The 22,605-nt window shown below is 54.4% G+C and carries 20 protein-coding genes and 1 pseudogene; 13 read left to right on the top strand and 8 right to left on the bottom strand.

Features of this window, described 5'->3' with window-relative positions; all coding sequences use genetic code 11:
* The first annotated feature begins 42 nt into the window (after positions 1-42).
* Genes phnC through ACNSOI_RS06750 form a run of 5 tightly spaced genes read left to right on the top strand, consistent with a single transcriptional unit; the run spans position 43 to position 4,463 of the window.
* Positions 43-888, top strand: coding sequence for a phosphonate ABC transporter ATP-binding protein (gene phnC / locus ACNSOI_RS06770; protein WP_011784779.1), 846 nt, complete (start codon positions 43-45; stop codon positions 886-888).
* Entirely contained in the window at positions 885-1,748 is an 864-nt protein-coding gene (phnD, locus tag ACNSOI_RS06765; protein ID WP_011784780.1) for a phosphate/phosphite/phosphonate ABC transporter substrate-binding protein, read from the top strand. The genes phnC and phnD overlap by 4 nt, the downstream gene beginning before the upstream one ends.
* 10 nt (positions 1,749-1,758) lie before the next feature.
* Entirely contained in the window at positions 1,759-2,589 is an 831-nt protein-coding gene (gene phnE / locus ACNSOI_RS06760) for a phosphonate ABC transporter, permease protein PhnE (RefSeq protein ID WP_011784781.1), read from the top strand.
* Positions 2,590-2,598: 9 nt separating this feature from the next.
* The gene (locus tag ACNSOI_RS06755) at positions 2,599-3,609 is read left to right on the top strand and encodes a phosphonate dehydrogenase (RefSeq protein WP_011783502.1); all 1,011 of its coding nucleotides are present in this window, start codon (positions 2,599-2,601) and stop codon (positions 3,607-3,609) included.
* Entirely contained in the window at positions 3,603-4,463 is an 861-nt protein-coding gene (locus ACNSOI_RS06750; RefSeq protein WP_094625963.1) for a LysR family transcriptional regulator, read from the top strand. The genes ACNSOI_RS06755 and ACNSOI_RS06750 overlap by 7 nt, the downstream gene beginning before the upstream one ends.
* Here ACNSOI_RS06750 and ACNSOI_RS06745 read toward each other — a convergent pair.
* From ACNSOI_RS06745 to ACNSOI_RS06720, 6 genes are all read right to left on the bottom strand, one after another.
* Positions 4,378-4,725 (bottom strand): reverse transcriptase domain-containing protein, encoded by a 348-nt coding sequence (locus ACNSOI_RS06745; RefSeq protein ID WP_227513362.1) that lies wholly within the window; start codon positions 4,723-4,725, stop codon positions 4,378-4,380. The genes ACNSOI_RS06750 and ACNSOI_RS06745 overlap by 86 nt on opposite strands.
* Before the next feature lie 321 nt (positions 4,726-5,046).
* Positions 5,047-5,799 (bottom strand): VIT1/CCC1 transporter family protein, encoded by a 753-nt coding sequence (locus ACNSOI_RS06740; protein ID WP_094625964.1) that lies wholly within the window; start codon positions 5,797-5,799, stop codon positions 5,047-5,049.
* Between the two features lie 77 nt (positions 5,800-5,876).
* A complete protein-coding gene (locus tag ACNSOI_RS06735; protein ID WP_420195401.1) occupies positions 5,877-8,093 on the bottom strand; it encodes a PepSY domain-containing protein in 2,217 nt (738 codons plus the stop codon).
* 22 nt (positions 8,094-8,115) lie between these two features.
* Entirely contained in the window at positions 8,116-8,589 is a 474-nt protein-coding gene (locus tag ACNSOI_RS06730) for a DUF2271 domain-containing protein (protein ID WP_011784788.1), read from the bottom strand.
* A 54-nt stretch (positions 8,590-8,643) separates the two neighbouring features.
* Positions 8,644-9,024, bottom strand: coding sequence for a PepSY domain-containing protein (locus ACNSOI_RS06725; RefSeq protein WP_019677800.1), 381 nt, complete (start codon positions 9,022-9,024; stop codon positions 8,644-8,646).
* A 76-nt stretch (positions 9,025-9,100) separates the two neighbouring features.
* Positions 9,101-10,417, bottom strand: a complete 1,317-nt coding sequence (locus ACNSOI_RS06720; RefSeq protein WP_094625966.1) for a ferric reductase-like transmembrane domain-containing protein — start codon at positions 10,415-10,417, stop codon at positions 9,101-9,103.
* Positions 10,418-10,584: 167 nt separating this feature from the next.
* On the opposite strand from ACNSOI_RS06720, the gene ACNSOI_RS06715 reads away from it, so the two are divergent.
* From ACNSOI_RS06715 to ACNSOI_RS06700, 4 genes are all read left to right on the top strand, one after another.
* Positions 10,585-11,250 carry a response regulator transcription factor gene (locus ACNSOI_RS06715; RefSeq protein WP_011786648.1) on the top strand — a complete coding sequence of 222 codons (666 nt, stop codon included), beginning with the start codon at positions 10,585-10,587 and terminating at the stop codon, positions 11,248-11,250.
* Positions 11,240-12,565: an ATP-binding protein gene (locus ACNSOI_RS06710; protein WP_019677803.1), complete on the top strand. Its 1,326-nt coding sequence runs from the start codon at positions 11,240-11,242 to the stop codon at positions 12,563-12,565. The genes ACNSOI_RS06715 and ACNSOI_RS06710 overlap by 11 nt, the downstream gene beginning before the upstream one ends.
* A complete protein-coding gene (locus ACNSOI_RS06705) occupies positions 12,556-13,695 on the top strand; it encodes a helix-turn-helix domain-containing protein (protein WP_019677804.1) in 1,140 nt (379 codons plus the stop codon). The genes ACNSOI_RS06710 and ACNSOI_RS06705 overlap by 10 nt, the downstream gene beginning before the upstream one ends.
* Positions 13,696-13,910: 215 nt before the next feature.
* Positions 13,911-14,492: a DUF6448 family protein gene (locus ACNSOI_RS06700; RefSeq protein ID WP_061332935.1), complete on the top strand. Its 582-nt coding sequence runs from the start codon at positions 13,911-13,913 to the stop codon at positions 14,490-14,492.
* A gap of 108 nt (positions 14,493-14,600) precedes the next feature.
* Here the strand turns inward: ACNSOI_RS06700 and ACNSOI_RS06695 are convergent, their stop codons facing one another.
* Both ACNSOI_RS06695 and ACNSOI_RS06690 read right to left on the bottom strand, forming a co-directional pair.
* Positions 14,601-15,425: a MipA/OmpV family protein gene (locus tag ACNSOI_RS06695; RefSeq protein ID WP_094625969.1), complete on the bottom strand. Its 825-nt coding sequence runs from the start codon at positions 15,423-15,425 to the stop codon at positions 14,601-14,603.
* Positions 15,426-15,530: 105 nt separating this feature from the next.
* The gene (locus ACNSOI_RS06690) at positions 15,531-15,971 is read right to left on the bottom strand and encodes a hotdog fold domain-containing protein (protein WP_022989543.1); all 441 of its coding nucleotides are present in this window, start codon (positions 15,969-15,971) and stop codon (positions 15,531-15,533) included.
* Between the two features lie 143 nt (positions 15,972-16,114).
* Between ACNSOI_RS06690 and ACNSOI_RS06685 the strand changes: the two genes are divergently transcribed.
* The 4 genes and pseudogenes from ACNSOI_RS06685 (at position 16,115) to secD (ending at position 22,591) form a co-directional block, all read left to right on the top strand.
* Entirely contained in the window at positions 16,115-16,729 is a 615-nt protein-coding gene (locus ACNSOI_RS06685) for a TetR/AcrR family transcriptional regulator (RefSeq protein ID WP_022989544.1), read from the top strand.
* Between the two features lie 1,304 nt (positions 16,730-18,033).
* Positions 18,034-18,966 carry a calcium/sodium antiporter gene (locus tag ACNSOI_RS06680; protein WP_197463860.1) on the top strand — a complete coding sequence of 311 codons (933 nt, stop codon included), beginning with the start codon at positions 18,034-18,036 and terminating at the stop codon, positions 18,964-18,966.
* A 333-nt stretch (positions 18,967-19,299) separates the two neighbouring features.
* A pseudogene (locus tag ACNSOI_RS06675) lies at positions 19,300-19,464 on the top strand (transposase domain-containing protein); the annotation flags it as partial.
* A gap of 604 nt (positions 19,465-20,068) precedes the next feature.
* The gene (secD, locus tag ACNSOI_RS06670) at positions 20,069-22,591 is read left to right on the top strand and encodes a protein translocase subunit SecD (RefSeq protein ID WP_058091248.1); all 2,523 of its coding nucleotides are present in this window, start codon (positions 20,069-20,071) and stop codon (positions 22,589-22,591) included.
* The last annotated feature ends 14 nt before the right edge of the window (positions 22,592-22,605 follow it).

Raw genomic sequence — 22,605 nt, 5'->3', positions numbered from 1 at the left:
ACTCGCAATACGGCGAGCTTATTTATTGCAAAAGGTGATCCTGTGGCGCCAACTCAATCAACCAATGTGATGCTTCGAGTCGAGAGTATGGGCGTAACCTACCCGGGAAACGTCCTCGCGCTCAAACCCACCAACGTTCACTTTCACAAGGGCGAATTCACCGTGCTACTGGGACTTTCAGGCGCGGGTAAATCCACTCTGCTTCGTTCACTGAATCACCTGGTTAAGCCCACAACCGGGAAGGTTGTGTCTGGCGAGTTTGGTGAACTGACCAACCGTAGAATCCTGCGACAGCACCGCAGCCGCACCGCCATGGTGTTCCAGCATCACCAGCTGATCGAACGATACACCGCGTTACAGAATGTGCTGACAGGCAGACTTGCGTATCACGGTACTTGGCGAAGCCTGCTTCCCCTGCCCCGGCAGGACCTGGAGTTGGCTCTGCAATGCCTCGACCGCGTAGGTCTGGCTGACAAAGCGCTTTCCCGAGTAGATCAGTTGTCCGGCGGCCAGCAGCAGCGGGTTGGAATCGCCAGAGCATTGGTGCAGCAACCATCCATGATTCTTGCCGATGAGCCCGTTGCCAGCCTGGATCCGGCCACTTCTGAAAAGGTACTCGGCCTACTGCGCGATATTTGTCAGGAAGATGGAATCACCGCGGTTATTTCCTTGCACCAATTGGAATACGCCCAGCGTTTTGCAGACCGGATCATCGGCCTTTCGAACGCTCATATCGTTTTTGACGATGCTCCTGAAAACCTGAAATCGAAACACCTGGACGAGATTTACCACCGTTCACCCAGCGTGGTAGCTGCGGAAGGCAAACCAGCCATCCATAAACCTAAGACCACCCCGATAACGACAGACGTACTGGAGATAGCACAATGAAGACAATGATTCACTCTTTGCTGGCTCTGATAATGATGCTCGGCATCCATTGGTCAGCCCATGCCGCAGATACAGACCCTGATCTTTTGAAAGTTGCCTTGCTGCCGGATGAGAACGCGTCAGAACTGATCAAGCGAAACCAACCTTTGAAGGATTACCTGGAAACCACTCTTGGTAAGGAAGTAGAACTGATTGTTACCACCGATTACTCCTCCATGATCGAAGCCATGCGTTTTGGCCGAATTGACCTGGCTTACTTTGGTCCGTTGTCCTATGTGATGGCCAAGAGTAAGAGTGACATTGAACCCTTTGCCGCCATGGTGGTAGACGGGAAGCCGACTTATCGCTCCATCATTATTGCCAATGCGGACTCTGGCGTTGGCTCCTTCGCGGATATCAAAGGCAAGAAAATGGCCTACGGTGACCGCGCATCCACTTCCAGCCACCTGATCCCCAAGACCGTACTCCTTGAGAAGGCAGAGCTCGAAGCCGGAAAGGACTATGAGGCTCATTTCGTCGGTAGCCATGACGCTGTTGCGGTTAACGTCGCCAATGGCAATGCCGACGCCGGAGGGTTGTCCGAAGTTATCTTCGAGCATGTGATGGACCGCGGTTTGATTGATCGGAGCAAGGTCAAAGTGCTGGGCTACAGCGGTGACTTTCCTCAATACCCCTGGGCCATGCGTTCGAACCTGGCCCCTGAGCTGAAGAGCAACATTCAGAAAGCCTTTCTGCAGATCGATGACCCGGAGATTCTCGACAACCTGAAGGCTGAGGGATTCGCGGCAATTACCGACGAAGATTACGATGTCATCCGCGCTATGGGTGGCCTGCTCAATCTTGATTTCGCAAAAATGTGAGGAGTGCCCCATGAACTATACAACGACGGAACCGGCGACTCTGTCGCCGGCCCCGTCGGCCTCCGTGCTGGATGAGCACGCGAAAGGCTGGCGGAAAAAACTCGGACAGTCGCTGTTAGTGCTGCTCATCATTTTTGTCGCAAGTTGGTACGTAGGGCTGCTCAATTTCAATACACTTGCCAATGGCGTGCCAGCCATAGGCACACTCATTGGCGAATCTCTTCCACCTGACTTCACCAATGTGGCCAGCTGGGTGTCGCCGTTAATCGACACGCTTGCGATGAGCATTGCCGGTACTGCCATTGCAGTAACCTTGTCTGTGCCACTGGCATTCCTGGCTGCGCGCAACACCTCTCCACATCCGGTGGTGTTCCAAGTAACTCGAACCCTTTTAAACGGTTTGCGTTCAGTCCCGGAACTGATCATGGGCATCATCTTCGTGGCTGCTGTTGGTTTTGGGGCGTTGCCTGGCGTACTGGCGCTCGGTCTTCACTCCATTGGCATGGTTGGAAAGTTTTTTGCCGAAGCGATTGAGCATGTAGATGAGGCGCCAGTGGAAGCGGCCGATGCTGCCGGCGCTACTCGCTTGCAGGTGCTCTATCACGCCGTGCTGCCACAAGCACTTCCTCAATTCGCGGACGTGTCCATTTATCGCTGGGAATACAATTTCCGTGCCTCGACCGTAATGGGCATGGTGGGTGCCGGTGGTATTGGCTTCGAATTGATGGGCTCGCTGAGAATCATGCAGTATCAGGAAGTCAGCGCCATTCTCATTGTCATCTTGTTGATGGTCACCGTCGTGGACAGTCTCAGTGGCCGCCTTCGTAAGAAATTCAAATAAGGAACGTCGATGAAACCCAAGGTTGTGATAACCCATAAGATCCATGACAGTGTTCTGGATGAACTTGCCCAAGATTGCGAGCTGGTCACCAACCAATCCGGCGCCACGTTGCCCCAGGAGGAAGTGGCTGCGCGCGTTGCAGACGCTGATGCGATGATGGCGTTCATGCCAGACCGAGTTGGAGTGGAGTTCCTACAGGGGTGTCCGCGCTTGAAGGTGATTGGTGCAGCCCTGAAAGGCTATGACAACTTTGATGTGGATGCCTGCACGCGTCATGGGGTTTGGCTGACATTTGTACCGGATTTGCTAACCGTGCCTACTGCAGAGCTAACGGTCGGGCTGACGATCAGTCTCACCCGACAAGTCAAGGCGGCGGACCACTTCGTTCGATCCGGTGAATTTACTGGCTGGACACCACGCTTCTATGGGCAGGGGATCGAAGGCTCACGGATTGGTATTGTGGGTATGGGGGCCATCGGCCAAGCGGTGGCGCAGCGCCTGAACGGATGGGGAGCGGATTTAATCTATTCCCAGCCGGAACGTTTACCCGTGCAGCATGAGCAGGCACTGGGTTTGTCCCATACTCCCCTCAAGATGCTGCTGGCCCAGTCAGATATTGTGATCCTGGCACTGGCGCTCAATGAGCAAACCCTCCACACCATTAATCGCGAAACGCTAACAGGAATGAAACCGGGCGCATTCCTTATCAATCCCTGCCGTGGATCTGTGGTGGATGAGGGTAGTGTTCTGCAAGCGCTTCAATCCGGTCAGTTGGGGGGGTACGCCGCTGATGTGTTTGAGATGGAAGATTGGGCGAGAGAAGATCGTCCGAGGGAGATCGCCCAGGGGCTCAGGGCCCACCCCAACACGCTGTTTACTGCTCACATCGGATCGGCAGTCAGCCAGGTGCGTCTGGCTATCGAGCAACGCGCTGCTCGGAACATTCTGCAAGTGCTTCGGGGTGAGCGGCCGGGTGATGCGATCAATGATCCCAGTGGCCGCGAGAGCGGCCCATGCTGAATCTTGTCTGGCTGAAGAATTTCGTGGCGGTGCTGGACCACAACGGGTTTCAGGCCGCAGCCCGCCAGTTGGACATCGCACAACCCACACTGTCCCAGCACCTTCAAAAACTCGAAAACCAACTTGGCGTTTTATTGGTCCACAGGGGGCGCTCTGGCTGTGAGCCAACCCGGGCTGCCTTAACCTTGTTGCCTTTTGCCCGAAGTCTGCTCCGGCTGGAGGAGCAGGCGAGATCTTCCATTATGGAGGCTCGACTTCGCGTTGGGGCGAGCTCCAATATTGGGATTTATATGCTCCAGCCCTACATCCGTCGTTACAAGGAGCTGGGCGTAGGGCCCGAGGTGGATGTGGTAATAGATTCCAATCCGACTATTGCACGGCATTTATCGGACGGTGAGCTGGACGTGGCGATTATGGAGTGGTGGCATGATCTACCCGGATTCCATGCTCAGGCGTGGCGTAACGAGCCCGTTGTTCTAATCGTTCCGCCTGGTCACCCGTTAGCCCGTCGAACCGATATCGACCGCGATACGCTGTCTAACATGGCTCTGATCGGCGGCGAACCCGGCACCGGCACTGGCCGGCTTTTGGCGACCTACTTCGGTGAGCATGGGCCATTTCCGACGGTATCTATGCAGCTGGGTAGCACCGAAGCCGTCAAGCAAGCGGTTAAGGTCGGACTTGGCGCATCGTTGGTGCTTGAAAGTTCTGTACGGGAGGAGGTCCAAAATGGAAGTCTGGTGGCTATTCCCGTGAGTGAGCCTGGCCTTAGCAAGGAGCTGATGGTGATTTATCCGAGCAGCCTGGACAAACACAGGCCAGTATACTCGTTTGTTGGGCATCTCTGTGAATAGCTATTGGGTCCACCTCACGCATATCTAGCTGGGAATGCAGATACTGAGCCTCACGCTCACTTCGACAACGCAGTATTCCGTCATCTGCATATCGGCAGAATGGGATATCCGGATGACGAACGGTCAGCCAACGATCCAATGCATAATGCAGAAACAGGTTTGCCAGAACTGGCGATAACGGGCCACCTTGTGGTGTGCCAACGTTCCGTCGTTCCTGCTTACCATCTTTCGTCTGCATCGGTGCCGTTAGCCAGCGCCTCACATACAGCAGCACCCAGGATTCAGAGCAATGGTGGGGTCAGTTCACGAAACGGAAAAAATTGTACGCTAAGCCTTTGGCATCAATGATATCGACACCATTTTTTCCACAATTCATAAAGTTGCGCAGTAATTAGTCGACGACTGGCCCTTGCTAAATAATTTTCATTTCAGCATGAGTTGTGCTTTAAAAATTCAATTCTGCAACTACACTCATTGGGCGAACAGAGCGAGAAATCCGCCGTTAATTCCAATAGCGGGTACGCGAATGAATATCAGCTCTTAGGGAAATATTATGTTAAATTGTCTATTCACCGCTGAAGAACTAACCCCCCAATAACCCCTGCGCAAAATGCCCAGTAGCAAACGCCAGCCCCGCTGCGGCCGTACCCATGATCAAAGTCCGGAGTCCTGATCGCATTGCTGGTAAGCCATAGACGATACTTTTTAGCATTCCGATACCCAAGAAGACGACGCCTGCCAAACCAAGACTCGTCAGGAACTGAATCTGACTCTCCAGACCCGGGATGGCATAAGGCAGTAAAGGTAAAGCACCAACCGACAAAAATGCGGCGAAGGTAGTCAACGCGGCTCGGCGTGGGCTGAGTCCGGCACCCGAGAGTCCGTACTCTTCTCGCAACATGGTTGCTACCCACACATCGGGATTACGACTGATAGCCTCCACTACTTGCTCCAGCAATTCGCCGTCGAATCCCTTCGCCTGAAACAGCTGGCGAATTTCCTCACGTTCACCTTCTGGCACAGCACGGATATGTTCACGTTCTGTGCGTTCAGCAAATTTGATCTGATTCAACTGCGCCTGGCCCGCTTCGTAATTACTTACCGCCATGCTGAAGCCGTCTGCAATCAGGTTTGCAAAGCCGAGTACCAACGCAACCTGTGGCGAGAAACCTGCGCCGAACGCACCCGATACAACCGCAAACGTTGTAACGCAGCCATCGATGCCGCCAAGTACAGCGTCTGGAAGTGTCGATGCCTTAACGGGACCGGCAAGCCGTGCACGAACGGCATTTGGCTGGTGCTCGCTTAGCAGTCTGTCATTTTCTGTGGATGGCATGTTTCAGCCTCCTGTTCAGGACGCGATGCGGTGTGCTTTGAGATTATAGACTCTGCTCGGCATTGTGGCTTTGTCCATCAATACACATCTTCAAGATAACGCCCCTGGCCTCTCAGCGTTTCAATATCGATGTGCAGGGGTTTGAGAATGTCTCCTATCACCTGCCGCACGGCCGCTGCCATATCCCGGCCACCACAGACCAGTATCTGCGCACCGGTGCTAACCATCTGCTGTACCGCTAACTCATCCTGCTTTAGCCTATCCTGCACGTAGGTGCGCTCGTCTGCTCTTGAGAAGGCAGTGTTCAGCGCGCTCAGTCGATGATCGTCAAGATAGCGCCCGAGCTCGGGTTGGTAGAGAAAATCCGAACTGGAATCGCGACCGCCCCAGTACAGATACATAGGGTTGCGTCTGGTATTTTTTCGGATGAAACCGGTTAACGGACCAATGCCGGCACCTGCACCGATTAGGATAACTGGCTGGCTACCTGTAGCTGGCCGGAAGCCTGGATTGGGGCGGATAAAACCATCGATACAAGCTCCCGGCTTGAGGTCATGCAAGTACCCGGAGCATAGACCGCCGGGCTGCTTGCGGACGCATATCTCAACAATCCCGTCGCTAGCTGAGGACGCGAGCGAGTAGAACCGCGGGGCTTGACCGTCGGGGGGCATAACCCCAACTAAGTCTCCCGCCTCGAAGGGTGGCAGCGCTTTAAATCTTCTTGGAAAAACCCTTGGCCATCCGCCCTGCTCCGCCAGCTTGAACCGGAAGATACTGGTTGGTGCCTGCACCGCGATCCCGTAGTCCGCCCTTTCTACCAGTTCCAGTTTTACCGTAGCAGGATGCAACGCTTTGTAGTTCAACAAAAGCGGCAGTCCGATAAGTTCACCAACCCGGCTTCCCCACTCACTGAATTGGGCGGCAGAACACCGGTCAATCAACTCAATGGCGAGCAATCGGTTCATGCCTTTACGGGCGAGCACTGCATCCACCTCTAAGGCAAACTGACAGTAGCTCGGAAACTGCCGGTCACCAAAACCCAGTACCGTGTATCGCAGGTTCTTCTCAGCCCGGAATTCTTTGAGCCTGGCCATAAACTGCCGGGCCGATGCGGGTGCATCACCATCGCCGTATGTCGAAGTCAGCACGAACAGCCTGGAAGCCTGCGGATACTGCTTAGCCAGGGCATTCATCTCGCTGCAATGCACGCGGAAACCGGCCTTATTCAGGCTGCTATGGAGTTCCCGGGCAAATCCCCAGGTGGCATTACCTTCGGAGCCGACCAGAATAATTGTATCCGCCTGAGCGGCATCGGCGTTGTCAGGAAGCTGCCCTGAAGACCGGCGACGCTGCCACCAGATGGTTGCACCTGTTATCGAGAGAGCTGGCACAGTCAGTGCCGCAGCGCCAAGAATCAGGCCAAGCCACCATAGGCCTTCACCGGTGTGCAAACGTACAATCCAGTCCTGCAATACGCCGCTGTCAGAGCGCGGCTCGAACTGCAGCAACTCGCCCGTAGCCTGGTCCACGAATCCGGAGCCGCCGGCGGTTGACAGTGAATAGGCATCCTGCGGATCACCGGGATAGGGAAACACCAGTTCCCGGAGTTCGCCAAGATCGAAATTGCCTAGGGCTTTTAAGGTGCCCACAGGCGATGGTTGCCCGCCCGAGACCTCAGCCGGAAACCTTGGCCCGGTGTCAGGCGCTTCAGCCAGCAAACCAAAGCGCTGTGCGGACATATAGCTGCCGGTCAGCGCGGATAACAGTAGGCCGAGCACGGCAAACCGGGCCAATTCGGCATGGATTCGTTTCCCGCCAGAGCCGGAAAGCGGTCTTAATATATTCTTCCAACCCCCGGTACGCCGGGCTATCAAAAATATTCCCGAAAGACACAGAAGCACCATCAAAACAGCCAATACGCCGGCCAGCGCTCTACCGGCATCATCCAGCATAAACGCACGATGCAGATCCTTGATCCAGCCAAAGAATGCGGAAGGTTCGTAGGGCGTGCCCTCACCTGTTACCGGATTCACCAGATCCGCACCGGCCTGGCCGTCACGGCTGTAATAGACAATGACCTTGCCAGAAGGCTCTCGCACGATCTGCTCAGTCCCGGGATAGAGAGCAACGACCCGGTCTGCCAGCTCGGCAATACTGACTTCACCGGAAGCCGGAATGACCGCTGACACTCTATCCAGCGTCGGAGCCAAAGCCAACACAGCTCCCGTGACCGAGAGAACGATCAGGAACACGCCTGCAAGCAAACCCGGTAAACTGTGGAACTTGCGCAACATAATAGCCGATGCTCCTGGTGAATTATTGAAGCTCGTAGGTCAGAGCGCGCACGTAACCACGTCCTGAAACCGGCTTTCCGGACCCTTCGGTGGTCAGGGGGGCTATCACATCGGCTCTGATATCGCGCATATCTTCAACAGCAGAGTCGACTCGAACCTCATAGCCGTTGTCGATCAGCGAATCATCGAGGTTCAGAGTCACTTTCAGCGTGCGGCCACTGGTAACACTGGCGCCAGTCAAGCCGTCATACTCTGCAGGATCAAGCCCACTGCCCCGGGCCCAGCCTCCCAGGTGTTTGTAGTATTTAGATTTCTTCCCGGAAACCCAAAGGGTACCCTGATACTCTCCGGCGGCATCGGTAAGATACAGCGCCAGATAGGCTCCATCGCCGCCGTAATTCTGTAGTTCCGTAGTGAAGGTCACGTCACGGGCCTGGGCGAATACCGGTAAAGCCAAGGCGGCGAAAAGGCTGCAAGTGAGAACAAACGTTTTCATAAATGGTCTCCAAAAACCTGATGAACGTTAAAGGAACAGGGCAAATTCGCTCAGTTACTCAACGGTAACCGTGGGACGCCCCTTGACGATGCCGTTGCGTGGCGCCTGACTTTTGGGATTGTCCTGTCCATTTTTCCTGTTGCCGCGGTCCCTCTCCTCATCGTCACTGTCTTCACGCTCCCATTTCATCATGGTCAATGAAGCGGGCGCGAAAGAGGCTTCTGCCCTGACCCCATCGGCATCGAGGCCCCGGACTTCATAACAACCGTCGTCAACCTTTATTCGGTGAACTGTCCAGCCTTCGGCTTCCAGCTTTTCACGCAGATTTTCACGGGGCTGCCAACTCGCCACCGGATCATCGCAGTCGTCATCGGCCAGTGCGGTGCCGCTCAGAAGTAACAAAGACAGGCTCAGAATAATGGGTTTGGTCTTCATGGTGTCTCTCCTGCTGGTTGTGTTAAATCCACTCTAAGGCGCTAACCTGACAACGACCTGAACAAACGAGGCCATTTCAGCGGAACTGAAAAGCTTCTTTATGGAAGCGAGTCAGGCGGAAGGGTGCTGCCCGCAAGCCGTTTCTAATGGCTTCCCCCAGCCCTGCCGGGCCGCAGAACCAGACCTCTGCGCCTGCTGCCGAGCGTCCGTTGGTAGACAACGTCTCGGCAGACAACCCCTGCCCCTTGCTGCTGTCATGAATCTCGAGGTGTATCCCGGGAAAGCCATCGCAAAGCGCCCGAAGTCGATCCACCATGGGATCCTGGCCGGCGTTGCGCGTGCAGTAATGCAGATCGGCTTCAGGCACGGTGGCGTCGGTGGCGCTGCTTAGAGCTTCGAGCCAGGCCAGAAACGGCGTGATCCCGATGCCACCGGCTATCCAGATCTGGTGGGATTTGCGGTTGCGGCGATCGAAGTTAAAACAGCCGTAAGGGCCTTCTATATTTACGGTTTGCCCCACGCTGATTTTCTGGCTCAGATTGCGGGTAAAGTCTCCGAGGGATTTGATGAGGAAGGTAACAGTGCCATTTTCCCGATCCGCACTGGCGATGGTGAACGGGTGCGCACCCTCAATCCGGTCGAAGGTCACAAAGGCGAATTGCCCCGCACGGTGACCGGGCCATGCCGGCCCCATGTGGCAGGTAACTTCGGTGACGTCCCGGTCTGGTGTTTTGATCGCGGTGACCATGCCGCGAACCTGGCGACGACGACCAACTCTGCCGGTCAGAGATAGCCCGCTGGCGATGCTCCCGCCAAAGAGCAAAATGGCCATCAGTAGTCCGATTGGCTGCTGCCACCATTGCAGCGGAGTCAGCCACGCCGCGTGGAAAGCGAGCAACAGATAAAGCACCGGCATGCCGCGATGCAAATAACGCCAGTATTTGTAGGGAAACTTGCGCCACAAAGTGATCAACAGCATGGCGAACAGCAGATAGACGGCCAACTCCCCTACCTCTTCCGCAGCATCGCGCATGGTGTCGATGAACCCGGAATAATCCTGATCGTGCAGCCTGCCGGCCTTTCCGAAAATCGACTCTATAACATCGTCACCCATTTCAATCAGCCAATGAGCTGCCGCGAATACCACTGCCAGAATGCCCGCCCATTTGTGGGTGCGATAGATCTGATCCAACCCGCCCAGCGGTCTCTCCAACCAGGCTGGGCGCAGTGCCAGCATCATGGTCAGTGACATCAGAGCAATGGATAACAGCCCACTGAGCAGCAGGCTCTGGTCATAGACTGCCCAGGGAGAACCGGCCCCAGGACCTGCAAAGAGGTTCCAGGCCCATAGGCCCAAAACCAACACAACGAAAGGAAAAATCATCCGCATCATCACATCTCCTGCGATCGGTACCTGGAATATTCCCCCGAAGGCTAGCGCCCAAACCTGACAGCCAGCTGAAGGTCGGTGAAGAGAGATCGAAGCGTTATTGACCATTCAGGCTGTTGTCAGGTTCGAGCTGTAGTATCTTGATTTCAGGGCTGGGTCAGAGGTGAACAATGCGGGTTCTTTTGGTGGAGGATACGGCGGGATTGGGCGAGGCGGTCCGGGATCAGATTGCGGACGACGGCCACGCCGTGGACTGGGTGCAAACTCTGCGCTTTGCTGAGGCGAGTATCAGGACCACAGCCTACGACCTGATTCTGCTGGACCTGATGCTGCCCGACGGCCATGGCTTCGGCTTTTTGCGAACGATCCGGGCTACCGGAATAACAACACCGGTGATCATTCTGACCGCCAGGGATCAGGTGTCTGACCGGATTGAAGGATTGAATGCCGGTGCTGACGACTACCTGGTCAAACCCTTTGATCTTTCGGAGTTGTCGGCCCGCGTGGCCGCGGTGGCTCGCCGATATCGCGGCAATCCAAGCCCGATCATACAAGTGGGCGAGCTGATGATTGATCTTGGCGATCACCGCATCAGTCGCAACGGCCTGCCGGTAGAACTTACGGCACGGGAGTGGGCATTGTTTGAGGGCTTTATCCAGCGACCCGGAATGCTGTTATCGCGATCGCAACTGGAGGATCGTCTATACGCTTTCGGGGCCGAAATCGAAAGTAACACCATCGAAGTTTATGTCAGCCGTCTGCGTAAAAAGCTGGGGCGGGACGCTATCGTAACCGTCAGGGGAATGGGCTATCGCCTGGAAACACATGACCACTAGAACCAGCCTGCAAAAAACACTCGGTATCGGCCTGACACTCGGTGTCACCCTACTCTGGCTGTTGGGCGTGACCGCTTCGGGACTGGTGGCACAGCATGAAATGAACGAGGTCTTCGACAGTGCCCTGGAAGAAACCGCCCAGCGCATACTGCCACTGGCGGTCACCGACATCCTGAACCGTGAGAACGGCGCGGGCAATCAAAAGGCCCCAGCCCTGAAAGACCATGACGAATACCTGACCTATCTGGTACGGGACGAAGCTGGAAATATTCTGCTCCAGTCCCACGATGCCGACCCTGGCGTGTTTAGCAGGACCCCCGCGGAAGGGTTTTCAGATACTCTGACCCACCGGCTATATGGCGTATCTGCAGTCAGCTATACCATCTATCTTGAAGTGGCCGAACCCTTGGCGCACCGGCGTGAATCCGCTCTGGAGGCGGGATTAGCCTTACTGTTGCCTTTACTGGTGCTGATTCCGGTCAGCCTGTTGGGTGTCTGGTGGATTGTCCGGCTTTCCCTTCGTAAGGTGGTCGATTTTCAGCAAGACATTGAATCCCGCGGCGCGGGAGATCTGTCCCCTGTTGTAGAAGAGCAGTTACCCCGTGAATTTGAACCAATCGCCGGTGCCATCAACCGGCTGCTTGAGCGTTTGCATCGTGCTCTCGAATCAGAACGCAGCTTTACCGCCAACAGTGCCCATGAACTGCGAACTCCCCTGGCAACAGCGCTTGCCAAAGTGCAGCGACTGAAAACCAGAATGCCCGATGATTATCTCAAGAATGATGTTGCAGAAATTGAAGAAGCGTTACGCAGTCTCTCGGTGCTGTCCGGAAAACTGCTCGAGTTGGCAAAAGCAGAAGGTGGCGGTGCACTCTCACAAAGCCAGCAGGATCTTGTGCCCATCCTCGCGATGATTGCCCGGGATTTTGAGGCCCAGGCACCCGGGCGAGTTGTTTTATCCCTGCCGGAGCGCGAAGTGAACTCCTTTCTTGATCCCGATGCCTTCGCCATCCTGGTGCGTAACCTGATCGAGAATGCCCTTAAGCATGGTTCCCGTAGCGAGCCGGTGAAGATCAACCTGAACGATAATGGGGTTTTAAGGGTCTGCAATGGCGGTGCAAGAGTGCCACCGGAACAGCTCGCTCTTTTAAGAAACCGGTTTGCACGCGCCAAAACGGACGCTGCAGGTTCTGGCCTGGGCCTCGCGATTGCCGATGCGATTGCTAAAGGTGCCGGCATGACCCTGCATCTCAGATCGCCGGCAACAGGACGGCAGGATGGTTTTGAAGCGGAGCTGAATCTGGCATGTATCTGACACTCACCGACATTGTGCTGCTGACGAGCATCATTCAATCGCTGGCTCTTGCCGTTTTTCTCCTACTTCCATCCAACAGTGGGCTCATATCTAACCGACTCCTGGTTGCCACTCTGGTGTTCTTCGCCGCCGGGCTGGGAGAGATCTTCCTCTATGGCAGCGGGCTTGCGCTCCAGTACCCAAACTTCGCCTACCTCGGAACACTCATCGGACTTCTACAAGCCGGCACGCTCTATCTATATGCGCAATCGCTGATGTATCAGAATTTCCAGTTACGCGGGAAGCATCTCGTGCACACGTTGCTCTTCTGGGTGGTCGGCGCAATTTTTCTGATTGAATATTATTTACAGCCAAGCGAGACCAAAGTTCAGATTCTGCTTGAACGGGACCACCCGGGCGTACTTACCTCTCCCCTTCTTGCAGTCGCTATTCACGCGGTCTTTCTGGGCTACCTGTACGCGACTATTCGTGCGATTAACCGTTTCGGCCTTGGTATTCGACAGATTTTCTCGAGTATTGAAAACAAACAACTTGCGTGGTTACGGACGCTTCTGATCGGCTATGCAGTGGCTTGGACCGTGAGCATGATGTACTGCCTTACAGCGCATGTGTTTAGAAGCGTGCCTGGAACCGAGTGGGTGGCCGGCGCTGGCGCTGTAACGGGCTTCATTTTCATCAATTTTCTGATGATAAACTCTCTTCGCCAACCCGTTGTTTTCTCTGGATTGGCAGCAGACCAGGCCGCCTTGCTGGAAGAAGAGCCCACGCCGCAGTTTGATCAAACTTTAAAGGTCAGGCTCCAACAGTTAATGCACCAGGAAAAGCCCCACTTGCACCCCAACCTGACCCTGGAACAACTTTCACGGAAATTGGGCGCCCCTTCAAGAGAGGTTTCACGGGCCATTAACCAAGGCTTTGGCTGCAATTTCTTTGAGTTCGTCAGTCGCTATCGCATCGACGAGGCGAAATCGCGCCTGGCCGATGCAGCCAATCAGGCAAATATTCTGCAAACTATGTATGACTCTGGCTTCAACTCGAAGTCCGTATTCAACACTGCTTTCAAGAAAGAGACAGGATTTACCCCCAGTGAATATCGCCGACGAGCCCTGCAGGGCGATATCCGACCCTAGCCACGATCCTGAACCTGGCTACCCGGCGTTCGAGTACGCTCTCACCCGATACTGAAACCTCTATCCTTTTGAATTATATATTTTATTTCCAAACCATGGAATCGGTTCGGTTTCGTACCTGAGAACGCTTCTTTGACCTCCCTTCCGTACTCTGATTGCCAAGCGCCACCAAACCCGGTGCTCGTGAAGCTCAACGCACTATGAGGAGGTCATGTATGAAAACCAAATTACGCAAAACCACTGTTCCCGCAGTGGCCGCAGCAATCTTCAGCCTGATGTTTGCCGGTAGCGCCCAAGCTCATTGTGATGCTCTGGACGGTCCCGTGATTACCGAAGCCCGTGCGGCACTGGAGTCAGGCAATGTTAAGCCCTTGCTCAAATGGGTGCCGGCAAAGGATGAGGCCGAAATCAAAAGGGTATTCGCCGATGTGCGCCAAGTCCGCGGGCAAAGCGAAACTGCGAAAAACATTGCCGATCAGCATCTGTTCTCGACGCTCGTTGAGGTTCATCGTGCCTCCGAAGGCGCACCCTTTACCGGCATCAAGCCTTCCGGACAGATTGATCCGGGTTTAATGGCGGCGGATGCGGCGTTGGAAAACGGGCAAATTGATCGCCTCGTGGCAAATATAACCCGCAAGATCGAGAACGGTATTCGTGAGCGTTATCATGAGGCTCAGCGTGCAAGGGCCATGGCTGATCAAAGCGGCGATAAGGGGCGTGCCTTTGTCGCTGACTACGTCAATTACATTCACTATATAGAGGGCGTGCATGGCGCTGCTGGAGGGCAGGGGCACTAATTCCTATCTTCACGCAGACGCAAAGCAGGCTGACGGCCTGCTTTGCCGTTGTATTCATTTCCAGTTTCGCCTTCGGCTGAATTGGTACCATCATTCTATTAAGGCGCATCAAAAAACATAAATGAAGCCAACACCAATCTCCGCTTCATAATCATTCCGGGATATCGGGCTATCTGAGACGTCACTCCCATAAACTTCGTAAAGAGCTTCGCCGAAGATCTGCCAGTTCTTATTCAGGTAGTTCCGGTAATTAACATTGACCCCCGTCGAACGATACCCGCTATCAACGTCGGTTTCTGGAAGACCTGAGTCTATCGATTGCCGGGTGTTCACACCAAAGTCCCGGTTGGCTAACTTGCCATCGTGGAACGTTGCAGCCGCGCCAATTTCCCATCCAGTGCCATCAGGCTGGCAAGCCAGGCAGGTTCCTGCGCCGAAAATCCCCAACGTACCGATCTCTCCCGCTGAAACACGACCATCCAGGAAGTAACGCCAGTTTTCTGCAAGAGCGTAACGCACCTCAAGCAACATTGCCGCTCCAGAACTTGATTCACCCAGGCCATCCAGTCTGCCATCCTCGGAATCACCCTCTTCCCGGCCTTCTTCGTAGCCTACCGAGGCTTGAATCAACCACGCATCCCTGGCCAGTGTTCGCCACCCAATGGCCTCACCTGCCCAGAAAAAAAGGTGGTCACCCGTTCGCCACTGAACACCCCCAGCCGGATCGACCTCAAGCTCGAACTCGTCTGAACCCTCATAAGCCGTCTCATACTCAACGCCCAGGCCAAGCCCAACACCCCAGCCATCGCCATCGGTAAAATCAACGACAGAGGGAAGCGGAACCAGAGGGGTTCTCGTCTCCGTCGCATTTACCAACCCAAAACAAGAAATTGCGCCAAGAAATGTGGCGGTTTGCAGAACTGCTTTTATCATGGTTTTTCCCCCATCAAATCGTGAGGGGTTATACGGCGTACGCTTCATTATGGATGCATATTTTAGAGAGGCTGCCGGGCCATAAACCCGGCATTCAAATATCTATTACCCCAGTTTTACGTTCATGGTGATTTCTGCAGTGAATACCGTTTGCCCGTCTTCGTCGATGACAGAAACCGGAACGATTTTTTGTCCCGCACTATCCCAGTCAATTCCTTCTCCGTTTGCGATCGCGCGCAGGTCGGTTTTCGCTTTGGCCAGGTAATTCACGCTCATTGACTGAGGAATCCATCGGGCACCGCTCGGAATTGTCGCATCAGTCATCAGGCCAGCGACTAACTCGGCGGCGTTGCACATGGCAATGGCGTGGACCGTTCCCAGGTGGTTTGTGATTTCCTTCCTGAATGGCACCTTCGCCTCGGCGTAGCCTTGCTTCAATTCGACAAGCGTTGGCTGGATAGTGCTGAAGTACGGCGCTTGCTGACACATCATGCTGGAAAAACTTTCGGCACCAAAGGCGTTGAATGCTGCGAGTGCTTGGCTCATAAATCGTGATCTCCATGATATTTGGTAGCGACAAGTTACTAAACAGAATATCATTCTGTAAAAGAATAATGTTCTGTTTATGGAGAGGCTGTCAAGGAGTAAACTGCCGTATTAATCGATACAGGAATGAGCAAGAGCCCTTTATGCCTGACGACGATATTCTCGAAAAGCCGTTCCCAGGGCGCAGATCTGCGCTGAAGCGGAACATTCTTGAGAACGCCCTGGCTTGCTTCAATGAGCTTGGCGTGGAAGCCACGACCATCGACACCATCAAGGTTCGGTGTGGCGCCAGTGTTGGTGCTATCTACCATCATTTCGGAAACAAAGAAGGCATTCTGAGCGCCCTATTCTTCTGTGCGCAGGATAATCAGAGAGCGAAACTGACATCAGCTCTGGAGACGGCGAAAACACTGAAAGAAGCTGTCCACCTCATCGTTAAAAGTTATGTGGACTGGGTAACGAGTTACCCGGAGTGGGCTCGTTTCCTTTTTCAGGCTCGATCCGCTGTGGCTAAAGGGCCACATCAGCAGCAACTCAGAGAGCGCAATATTGAAAACTACCGTGAGCTGAGGGAGCTGTTATTCAGGCTGGATTCCGGCGCGAATGAGATTATTCAATGCCAGGAATTACTTCCATCTCTGATCATCGGGCCGGCGGAGAACTTTTGCAGGGCCTGGCTTTCCGGGCGGATCCAGACGTCACCCCTCGAGTATCGGGAACAGTTTGCGGAATCGGCCTGGCGGTCCATTCATAGGTAAGGGCCTGATAATGGCGTTGGAGTCGGGCAGTACCCCGCCCTTATATACATGCTCAGTAGCCTGCGACCGACGAAAGGCTTAGAATCCTGCCCTGACTATTCTCCGGCCTTTCTGGCCGATGCTTCTCATTACCGTATCAGGATCTGCCGATGTCTGACCCCTCCTAGTCGCATTAAAGGAGCACCCTCACATCATCGAAGACCGGTCTGAAACGGCAGAAAAACTTGCCGCCCAATCATTCATCCTATTGTACTTGGCAGTACTCATTGATTTTTTAAATAGAAATTAGAAAAATCAATATAACCATATGTTTTTTAATGAAAATATTGGATAACACAATATTGTGAGTCTGTTTGGTAAGTAGGCTGACGAAGTGGCCAAAGGCAAGTATCATCAGTCCATCGCCTTTCTTTAGGCGATAAAAAACCCCAGGACCGAAGCCCTGAGGTTTTACCAAGCGGTAGGGGCCTTCCGCCAAGAATAACCCCCTACCTATATCCACACAGCCAGTAAGACTGATGGGTTGAGAATAGTACAAAACGAGACGCTTGTATGCCAATACCCTTTGGATCTATCGTCCCGTGATCGTAACGCCTCTTACCGTCACCTCACTGGCTATCTCGTACAGGAGATCAGCCATGGTCATCAGACCCGCTGTCTACGTTCGAGCCTACTTCCGAATGGTCAACGGCACGCTTCAGCGTGTTTGCGCCCATTTCCGGAGTTGGCCAAACCGCTAAATGAGGATGATGCCGAGGGCATCCCTGGGCATCGCTAGAATCTTTTCATTGATGTGAGGTGACGCATGTCCAAAAAATACCGAAGCGCTGTAACAGGCCGTTATGTAACCGAGACCTTTGCCAAGAAACACCCGCGGGAAACCGTCGGTGAAAAGAGTAAACCGTCTCGGAAGAAAAAATAACGAAGTCGGCACAAGGACGTGCCCTGGAACCCGCTTCAGGCTCTGGTGGTCTCCCAAGTACACTGCGCATAATCGGCGTTACGTTAAGGTCGCAAAGCGAACATTCAGGCGGATAGACCAGCACTCACCTTTGGAGAAATTCAGCCTCTTTTTTGGCATGTCCGCAGTAATGGGGTAGAACCCATGATCTAACCTGAAAGTATCAGTTTTGCCGTTGCCAACTACAGTGCTGTTTTCGTCGTTATTCCGGCGCCCGGTATACGAGCGGGCTGAACAGACACGGCAACAGCTTTTGTGTAAGGTAACCGACGATTGGACACAGAACGAGCCGTGATTAAGCCCCCAGTAATATAAGTGGTCGATCAAATTGCTAGCCAACCTTGTGTATATCGCGTTCGCACTTGTCCTCCTTTTCGTTGGGGCAGAGGGCCTTGTCAGGGGCAGTTCATCACTGGCACTGCGGGCGGGTCTCAATCGCCTGATGGTGGGCTTGACCATCGTTGCATTTGGAACCAGCTCACCGGAACTGGTGGTAAGCGTGGAAGCTGCGCTTTCCAACCAGGGAGATATCTCGGTGGGCAATGTGGTGGGCTCAAATATTTTCAATATTGCTGTGATTCTTGGAATAACAGCATTGGTGTGCCCTATTCCGGTTCACCGCCAGGTTATCAAGATAGACGCTCCTGTCGCCCTGGGAGTCGCCCTCCTGTTGGTTTTGCTACTACTGAACCAAACTCTCAGCCGCCTTGAGGGCGTGCTTCTGTTTTCAGGAATTGTCGCCTACACATGGATGAGCGTCATTTTGGCCCGCAGAGAACCTCCCCCCGCCAGTGCGGATGAGGAAAACATTCTGGCAGTCAATACATCACGTCATTGGTGTGTCGATATTGCTCTGATCCTGGTTGGGCTGGCGATTCTTGTGGCTGGCTCCCGCCTACTGGTTGAGAATTCTGTGGCATTGGCGGTCAGTTTCGGAATCAGTGAAGCGGTGATCGGTCTGACGATTGTCGCGGCGGGGACCAGCATGCCGGAATTGGCAACCTCGCTGGTTGCAGCTTTCCGAAAGCAGCCTGACATCGCAATAGGCAATATCGTTGGCTCCAATATATTCAACGTCCTTGGAATACTGGGGGTGGCGTCGATTGTTTCGCCTATAGAAGCACCCGGGATTTCGACTCTGGATTACGGAGTGATGATTCTCTTTACGGTTTTGCTGATCCCGCTTCTGTATACAGGGCGCATGCTGCACCGGGTAGAGGGTGCTGTGCTGCTGGCGCTGTATTTCGGTTATCTTTTTCTCCTCTGGCCCGACTGATGGCCGAACAGGTGACTACGGATCGACGGCATGCCTAAAACAAGTTGAATCGCGTCACGGTGGACTTTCATTGGAGCTGAGCGTGTAAATCAGTTTTATCCACAGCAGGATAAGCCAGCCCCGGTGACCATCTACCTCTTAGAGTACGATCTTGCTGAAAAATCGTTCAATCCACTTTAACCGGGTCGTCGGCAAGGGAAAGTCGGCCCCGACTGAGCAATGGGAATATTGAGTTATTAAAAGGTGCGAGCCCTCGGCCTACATTTAAGGAGATAGAGAAGACCGGCGGTCGCAAAGCGGACATTCAATCATATTGGAGCAGATTCACTTTTTGGCTTTCTTTCTAGTAGTCAGCGTGCTGCTGCTGTTATGACACTGATCCAGCCAGCAAAGCTGAACGGGCATGATCCCTATGCCTACCTGAAGGGTGTGCTGACTCGACTGCCGACGCAGAAGAACACTGCCATCGTCGAGCTATTGCCCCACAACTGGAAGCCGACTATTTCCGACAAGGTATGGTGGCTTGACGCTGACGCTACTCCATCCTCCAACCCTGCCAGGCAACTTCTTCAACCGGCCACATAAACTCGTTGACTTCGGTTAGTCCGCGTTTCAAGATTCATTCGACATTTTGAGATAGCAGCATGACCAACGACAATCACCCTCTCCCTCGCGGACGGTTCCAAGTGCCTCTTGTAGTGCTTTCACTACTGGCATTGCTGCTTGTCTTTATCTCCTCAATTACCCACCAGCAAGCCTCAGCTACTAAGGCCAACCATGGTTTTATCGGAACCGTGGATCATCTGGTTGTTGCGAGTCATAACGAGTCCATCAGGGTACTAGGTGGCAATTCTGAGAACGATGCCGCAGTGGGTGGTGATCCGGACCTTTCCGACTGGTGGCCTGCCAGTCCGATGGTGCTAGGCGTCGGTCTTTGCCGCAGTAACTGCATCATCACCGCAGGAGCGGGACATCCCCCTGCATCTCCTCGTTTTTTAATCCCGCTTCTTCGCGCACCCCCTCTGGCGTAGTCCTCCGCTTTATCATGGCTGTGCATCTGGGCAGTCATACCGGTTAGTGAAGTTTTCTTCGAGGATTACCCATGAAATCGTTGCATACACGGGCCGTCGTTTACGGCCTGGTGATTGTGCTCGGGTTGTTGAGTGCGTTGCCGAACCTTCTTTCCCCTACAATGTCCGGGAAGCTCCCGGATTGGTACCAGCAGAATACGGTCTCCCTGGGGCTTGACCTTCAAGGTGGCTCACACCTGCTTCTGGAAGCGGATATCCAGGAACTGTTTGCCAGCGAGCACGAAGCGATGGCCGGCGAGTTGACCAACTCCCTGCGTGAAGCGGACATTCGATACGGGCGCATCCAGATGACTGATAGAGGCATCGAGCTACCGGTGCGCCAGCCCGAACGGGTGTCTGAAGCAGCCAGCCTTGCTCGAAAACTGGCAACGGATACTCCGGATGGCACGCGTCGGTTCGACGTTGATATCAACGGCGGACGGCTGGTGCTGACGCTGACCGAGTCCTGGCGTGCAGGTATTTCCCGAGATGCGGTGGAGCGAAGCCTGGAGGTAGTCAGACGGCGACTGGATGAAACCGGACTGGTGGAGCCCAGCATCACTCGCCAGGGTAGTGACGGCATTCTGGTACAAATGCCGGGCGTCGCCGACCCGAGCGAGATTCGTGAATTGCTCGGTACCACCGCGAAAATGACGTTTCACTGGGCAGCCCGGGCAACGGCGGAGGAAGATATCGCAACCATTATTCTGCCGGGTGCCTACGAAGACAGAGACTACAAACTGGAAGAACGGGTTGCCATAGCAGGCGAGCACATCCGTGACGCACGCATGGCTTTCAATCCGGATACCAACGAGCCGGTGGTCAATTTCAAACTGGATGACAAGGGTGCCCGGCTGTTTGGGGATATGACCCGGAACAACATTGGCCGGCCCCTAGCCATTGTACTGGATGGTGAAGTGATTACAGCGCCGGTAATCCGCAGCGCCATTGGCGCTAGTGGAGAGATCAGCGGTGGATTTACCACAACAGAAGCCAGTAACCTGGCTCTGCTACTGCGAGCTGGTGCCTTGCCCGTGCCCCTGTATGTGGTCGAGGAACGTACCGTGGGCCCTGACTTGGGCAGTGACGCCATCGCCATGGGGCTGACCACCGGTTTGCTGGGCGCAGCCATGGTGATTGCCTTCATGATCGGGCTTTATGGACGTTGGGGACTAATTGCCTGTGTCGGGTTGACGGTGAATATTGGGCTGGTGTTCGGGATATTGAGCTTGCTGGGGGCTACCCTGACTCTGCCAGGTATTGCTGGAATTATCCTCACCATTGGCATGGCGGTGGATGCCAATATTCTGATTAACGAGCGTATCCGTGAAGAATCCCGCCAGGGCAAGCCTGCCTGGATGGCCCTCCGAGAGGGGTTCGGCAAGGCCTACAGAACGATTCTGGATTCCAACTTCACGACACTGATCGCGGTCAGCCTGTTGTTCCTGTTTGGCAGCGGGCCGGTCCGGGGCTTTGCCGTCACAATCGGCATAGGCCTGGTAACGTCGTTGTTTACGGCAATAGCGGTCACCCGCCTGATCATGGAGTGGCGCATCCGGGGCCGTGCACGGGAACCGTTAGTGATTTCTGGCATAGCCCTGCTTGACCGCCTGAGTGAGCGGGGCGTGAACTTCATGCGCGGTCGCGTGATCGGTCTCATGGTATCGGCGGTGTTCTCCATTGCGGCAATCGCTCTGTTTGTGCAGCCGGGACTGAAATACGGCGTCGATTTTACCGGCGGTACGGTAGTGGAGGTACAGGCCCAGGGAGTCACTGTTGATAAGTTGAGAACCACGCTTCAGGCGAAAGACCTAGAGGACGCCGCCATTCAGGAAGCAGGCGCGGATGGGCGCTTCCTTATTCGCCTGCCAGCAGAGCAAGGAGTACCGGGGGCGACCGCGGAGCAAGTGGCATTGCTCAAAACCGCTGTTACCTCTGTCGAGCCAACGGCGGAATTCCCGAAAGTGGATATGGTAGGGCCTAAAGTCAGCGGTGGCTTTAGTGATGCCACCATTCTGGCTATTCTGTTGGCCGGTGTTGGTATGTTGGCGTACCTATGGTTCCGATTCGAGTCCCATTTCGCCTGGGCCGCCACACTGACCATTGCGCTGGATCTCACCAAAACCATCGGTTTCTTCGCCCTCGCCGGCGTGGAGTTCAACCTGACGGCAGTTGCGGCACTGCTCGCGCTTATGGGATATTCGGTCAACGATAAGGTGGTAGTGTTTGACCGCATCCGGGAAAACATCCGCAAGACGCCGGACCGCCCCATGCTGGAACTGCTGAACGATAGTATTTCATCGACGCTTACCCGCACTGTGTTTACCTCGGTAACGACCTTTCTGGCGCTGCTACCCATGGGCATTGCGGGTGGAGCCGCCGTTGCGAGTTTTGCCTTGCCCATGCTGTTCGGAATTGTAATTGGCACCAGCTCCTCGGTCTTTATCGCGTCGCCAATCCTTTATTATCTGGGGCAGCGACGGTCGAGGAAAGGGCTTGCTCAGTTGCGGCCGACTGCCGAGGAAATTCGCAAGGAACTGGAACTCATACCCTAGGGAGGTTACTGATG

Origin of the sequence: Marinobacter sp. GH_1 (genome assembly GCF_048595985.1) — a bacterium.
GTDB lineage: Bacteria > Pseudomonadota > Gammaproteobacteria > Pseudomonadales > Oleiphilaceae > Marinobacter > Marinobacter shengliensis.
This window is presented reverse-complemented; position numbering and strand designations above follow the sequence as displayed.

Coding starts and splice junctions, on each gene's coding strand:
- phnD (WP_011784780.1), top strand. CDS start 885: ATGAAGACAATGATTCACTCTTTGCTGGCTCTGATAATGATGCTCGGC.
- phnE (WP_011784781.1), top strand. CDS start 1,759: ATGAACTATACAACGACGGAACCGGCGACTCTGTCGCCGGCCCCGTCG.
- ACNSOI_RS06755 (WP_011783502.1), top strand. CDS start 2,599: ATGAAACCCAAGGTTGTGATAACCCATAAGATCCATGACAGTGTTCTG.
- ACNSOI_RS06750 (WP_094625963.1), top strand. CDS start 3,603: ATGCTGAATCTTGTCTGGCTGAAGAATTTCGTGGCGGTGCTGGACCAC.
- ACNSOI_RS06740 (WP_094625964.1), bottom strand. CDS start 5,799: ATGCCATCCACAGAAAATGACAGACTGCTAAGCGAGCACCAGCCAAAT.
- ACNSOI_RS06735 (WP_420195401.1), bottom strand. CDS start 8,093: ATGTTGCGCAAGTTCCACAGTTTACCGGGTTTGCTTGCAGGCGTGTTC.
- ACNSOI_RS06730 (WP_011784788.1), bottom strand. CDS start 8,589: ATGAAAACGTTTGTTCTCACTTGCAGCCTTTTCGCCGCCTTGGCTTTA.
- ACNSOI_RS06725 (WP_019677800.1), bottom strand. CDS start 9,024: ATGAAGACCAAACCCATTATTCTGAGCCTGTCTTTGTTACTTCTGAGC.
- ACNSOI_RS06720 (WP_094625966.1), bottom strand. CDS start 10,417: ATGATGCGGATGATTTTTCCTTTCGTTGTGTTGGTTTTGGGCCTATGG.
- ACNSOI_RS06715 (WP_011786648.1), top strand. CDS start 10,585: ATGCGGGTTCTTTTGGTGGAGGATACGGCGGGATTGGGCGAGGCGGTC.
- ACNSOI_RS06710 (WP_019677803.1), top strand. CDS start 11,240: ATGACCACTAGAACCAGCCTGCAAAAAACACTCGGTATCGGCCTGACA.
- ACNSOI_RS06705 (WP_019677804.1), top strand. CDS start 12,556: ATGTATCTGACACTCACCGACATTGTGCTGCTGACGAGCATCATTCAA.
- ACNSOI_RS06700 (WP_061332935.1), top strand. CDS start 13,911: ATGAAAACCAAATTACGCAAAACCACTGTTCCCGCAGTGGCCGCAGCA.
- ACNSOI_RS06695 (WP_094625969.1), bottom strand. CDS start 15,425: ATGATAAAAGCAGTTCTGCAAACCGCCACATTTCTTGGCGCAATTTCT.
- ACNSOI_RS06690 (WP_022989543.1), bottom strand. CDS start 15,971: ATGAGCCAAGCACTCGCAGCATTCAACGCCTTTGGTGCCGAAAGTTTT.
- ACNSOI_RS06685 (WP_022989544.1), top strand. CDS start 16,115: ATGCCTGACGACGATATTCTCGAAAAGCCGTTCCCAGGGCGCAGATCT.
- secD (WP_058091248.1), top strand. CDS start 20,069: ATGAAATCGTTGCATACACGGGCCGTCGTTTACGGCCTGGTGATTGTG.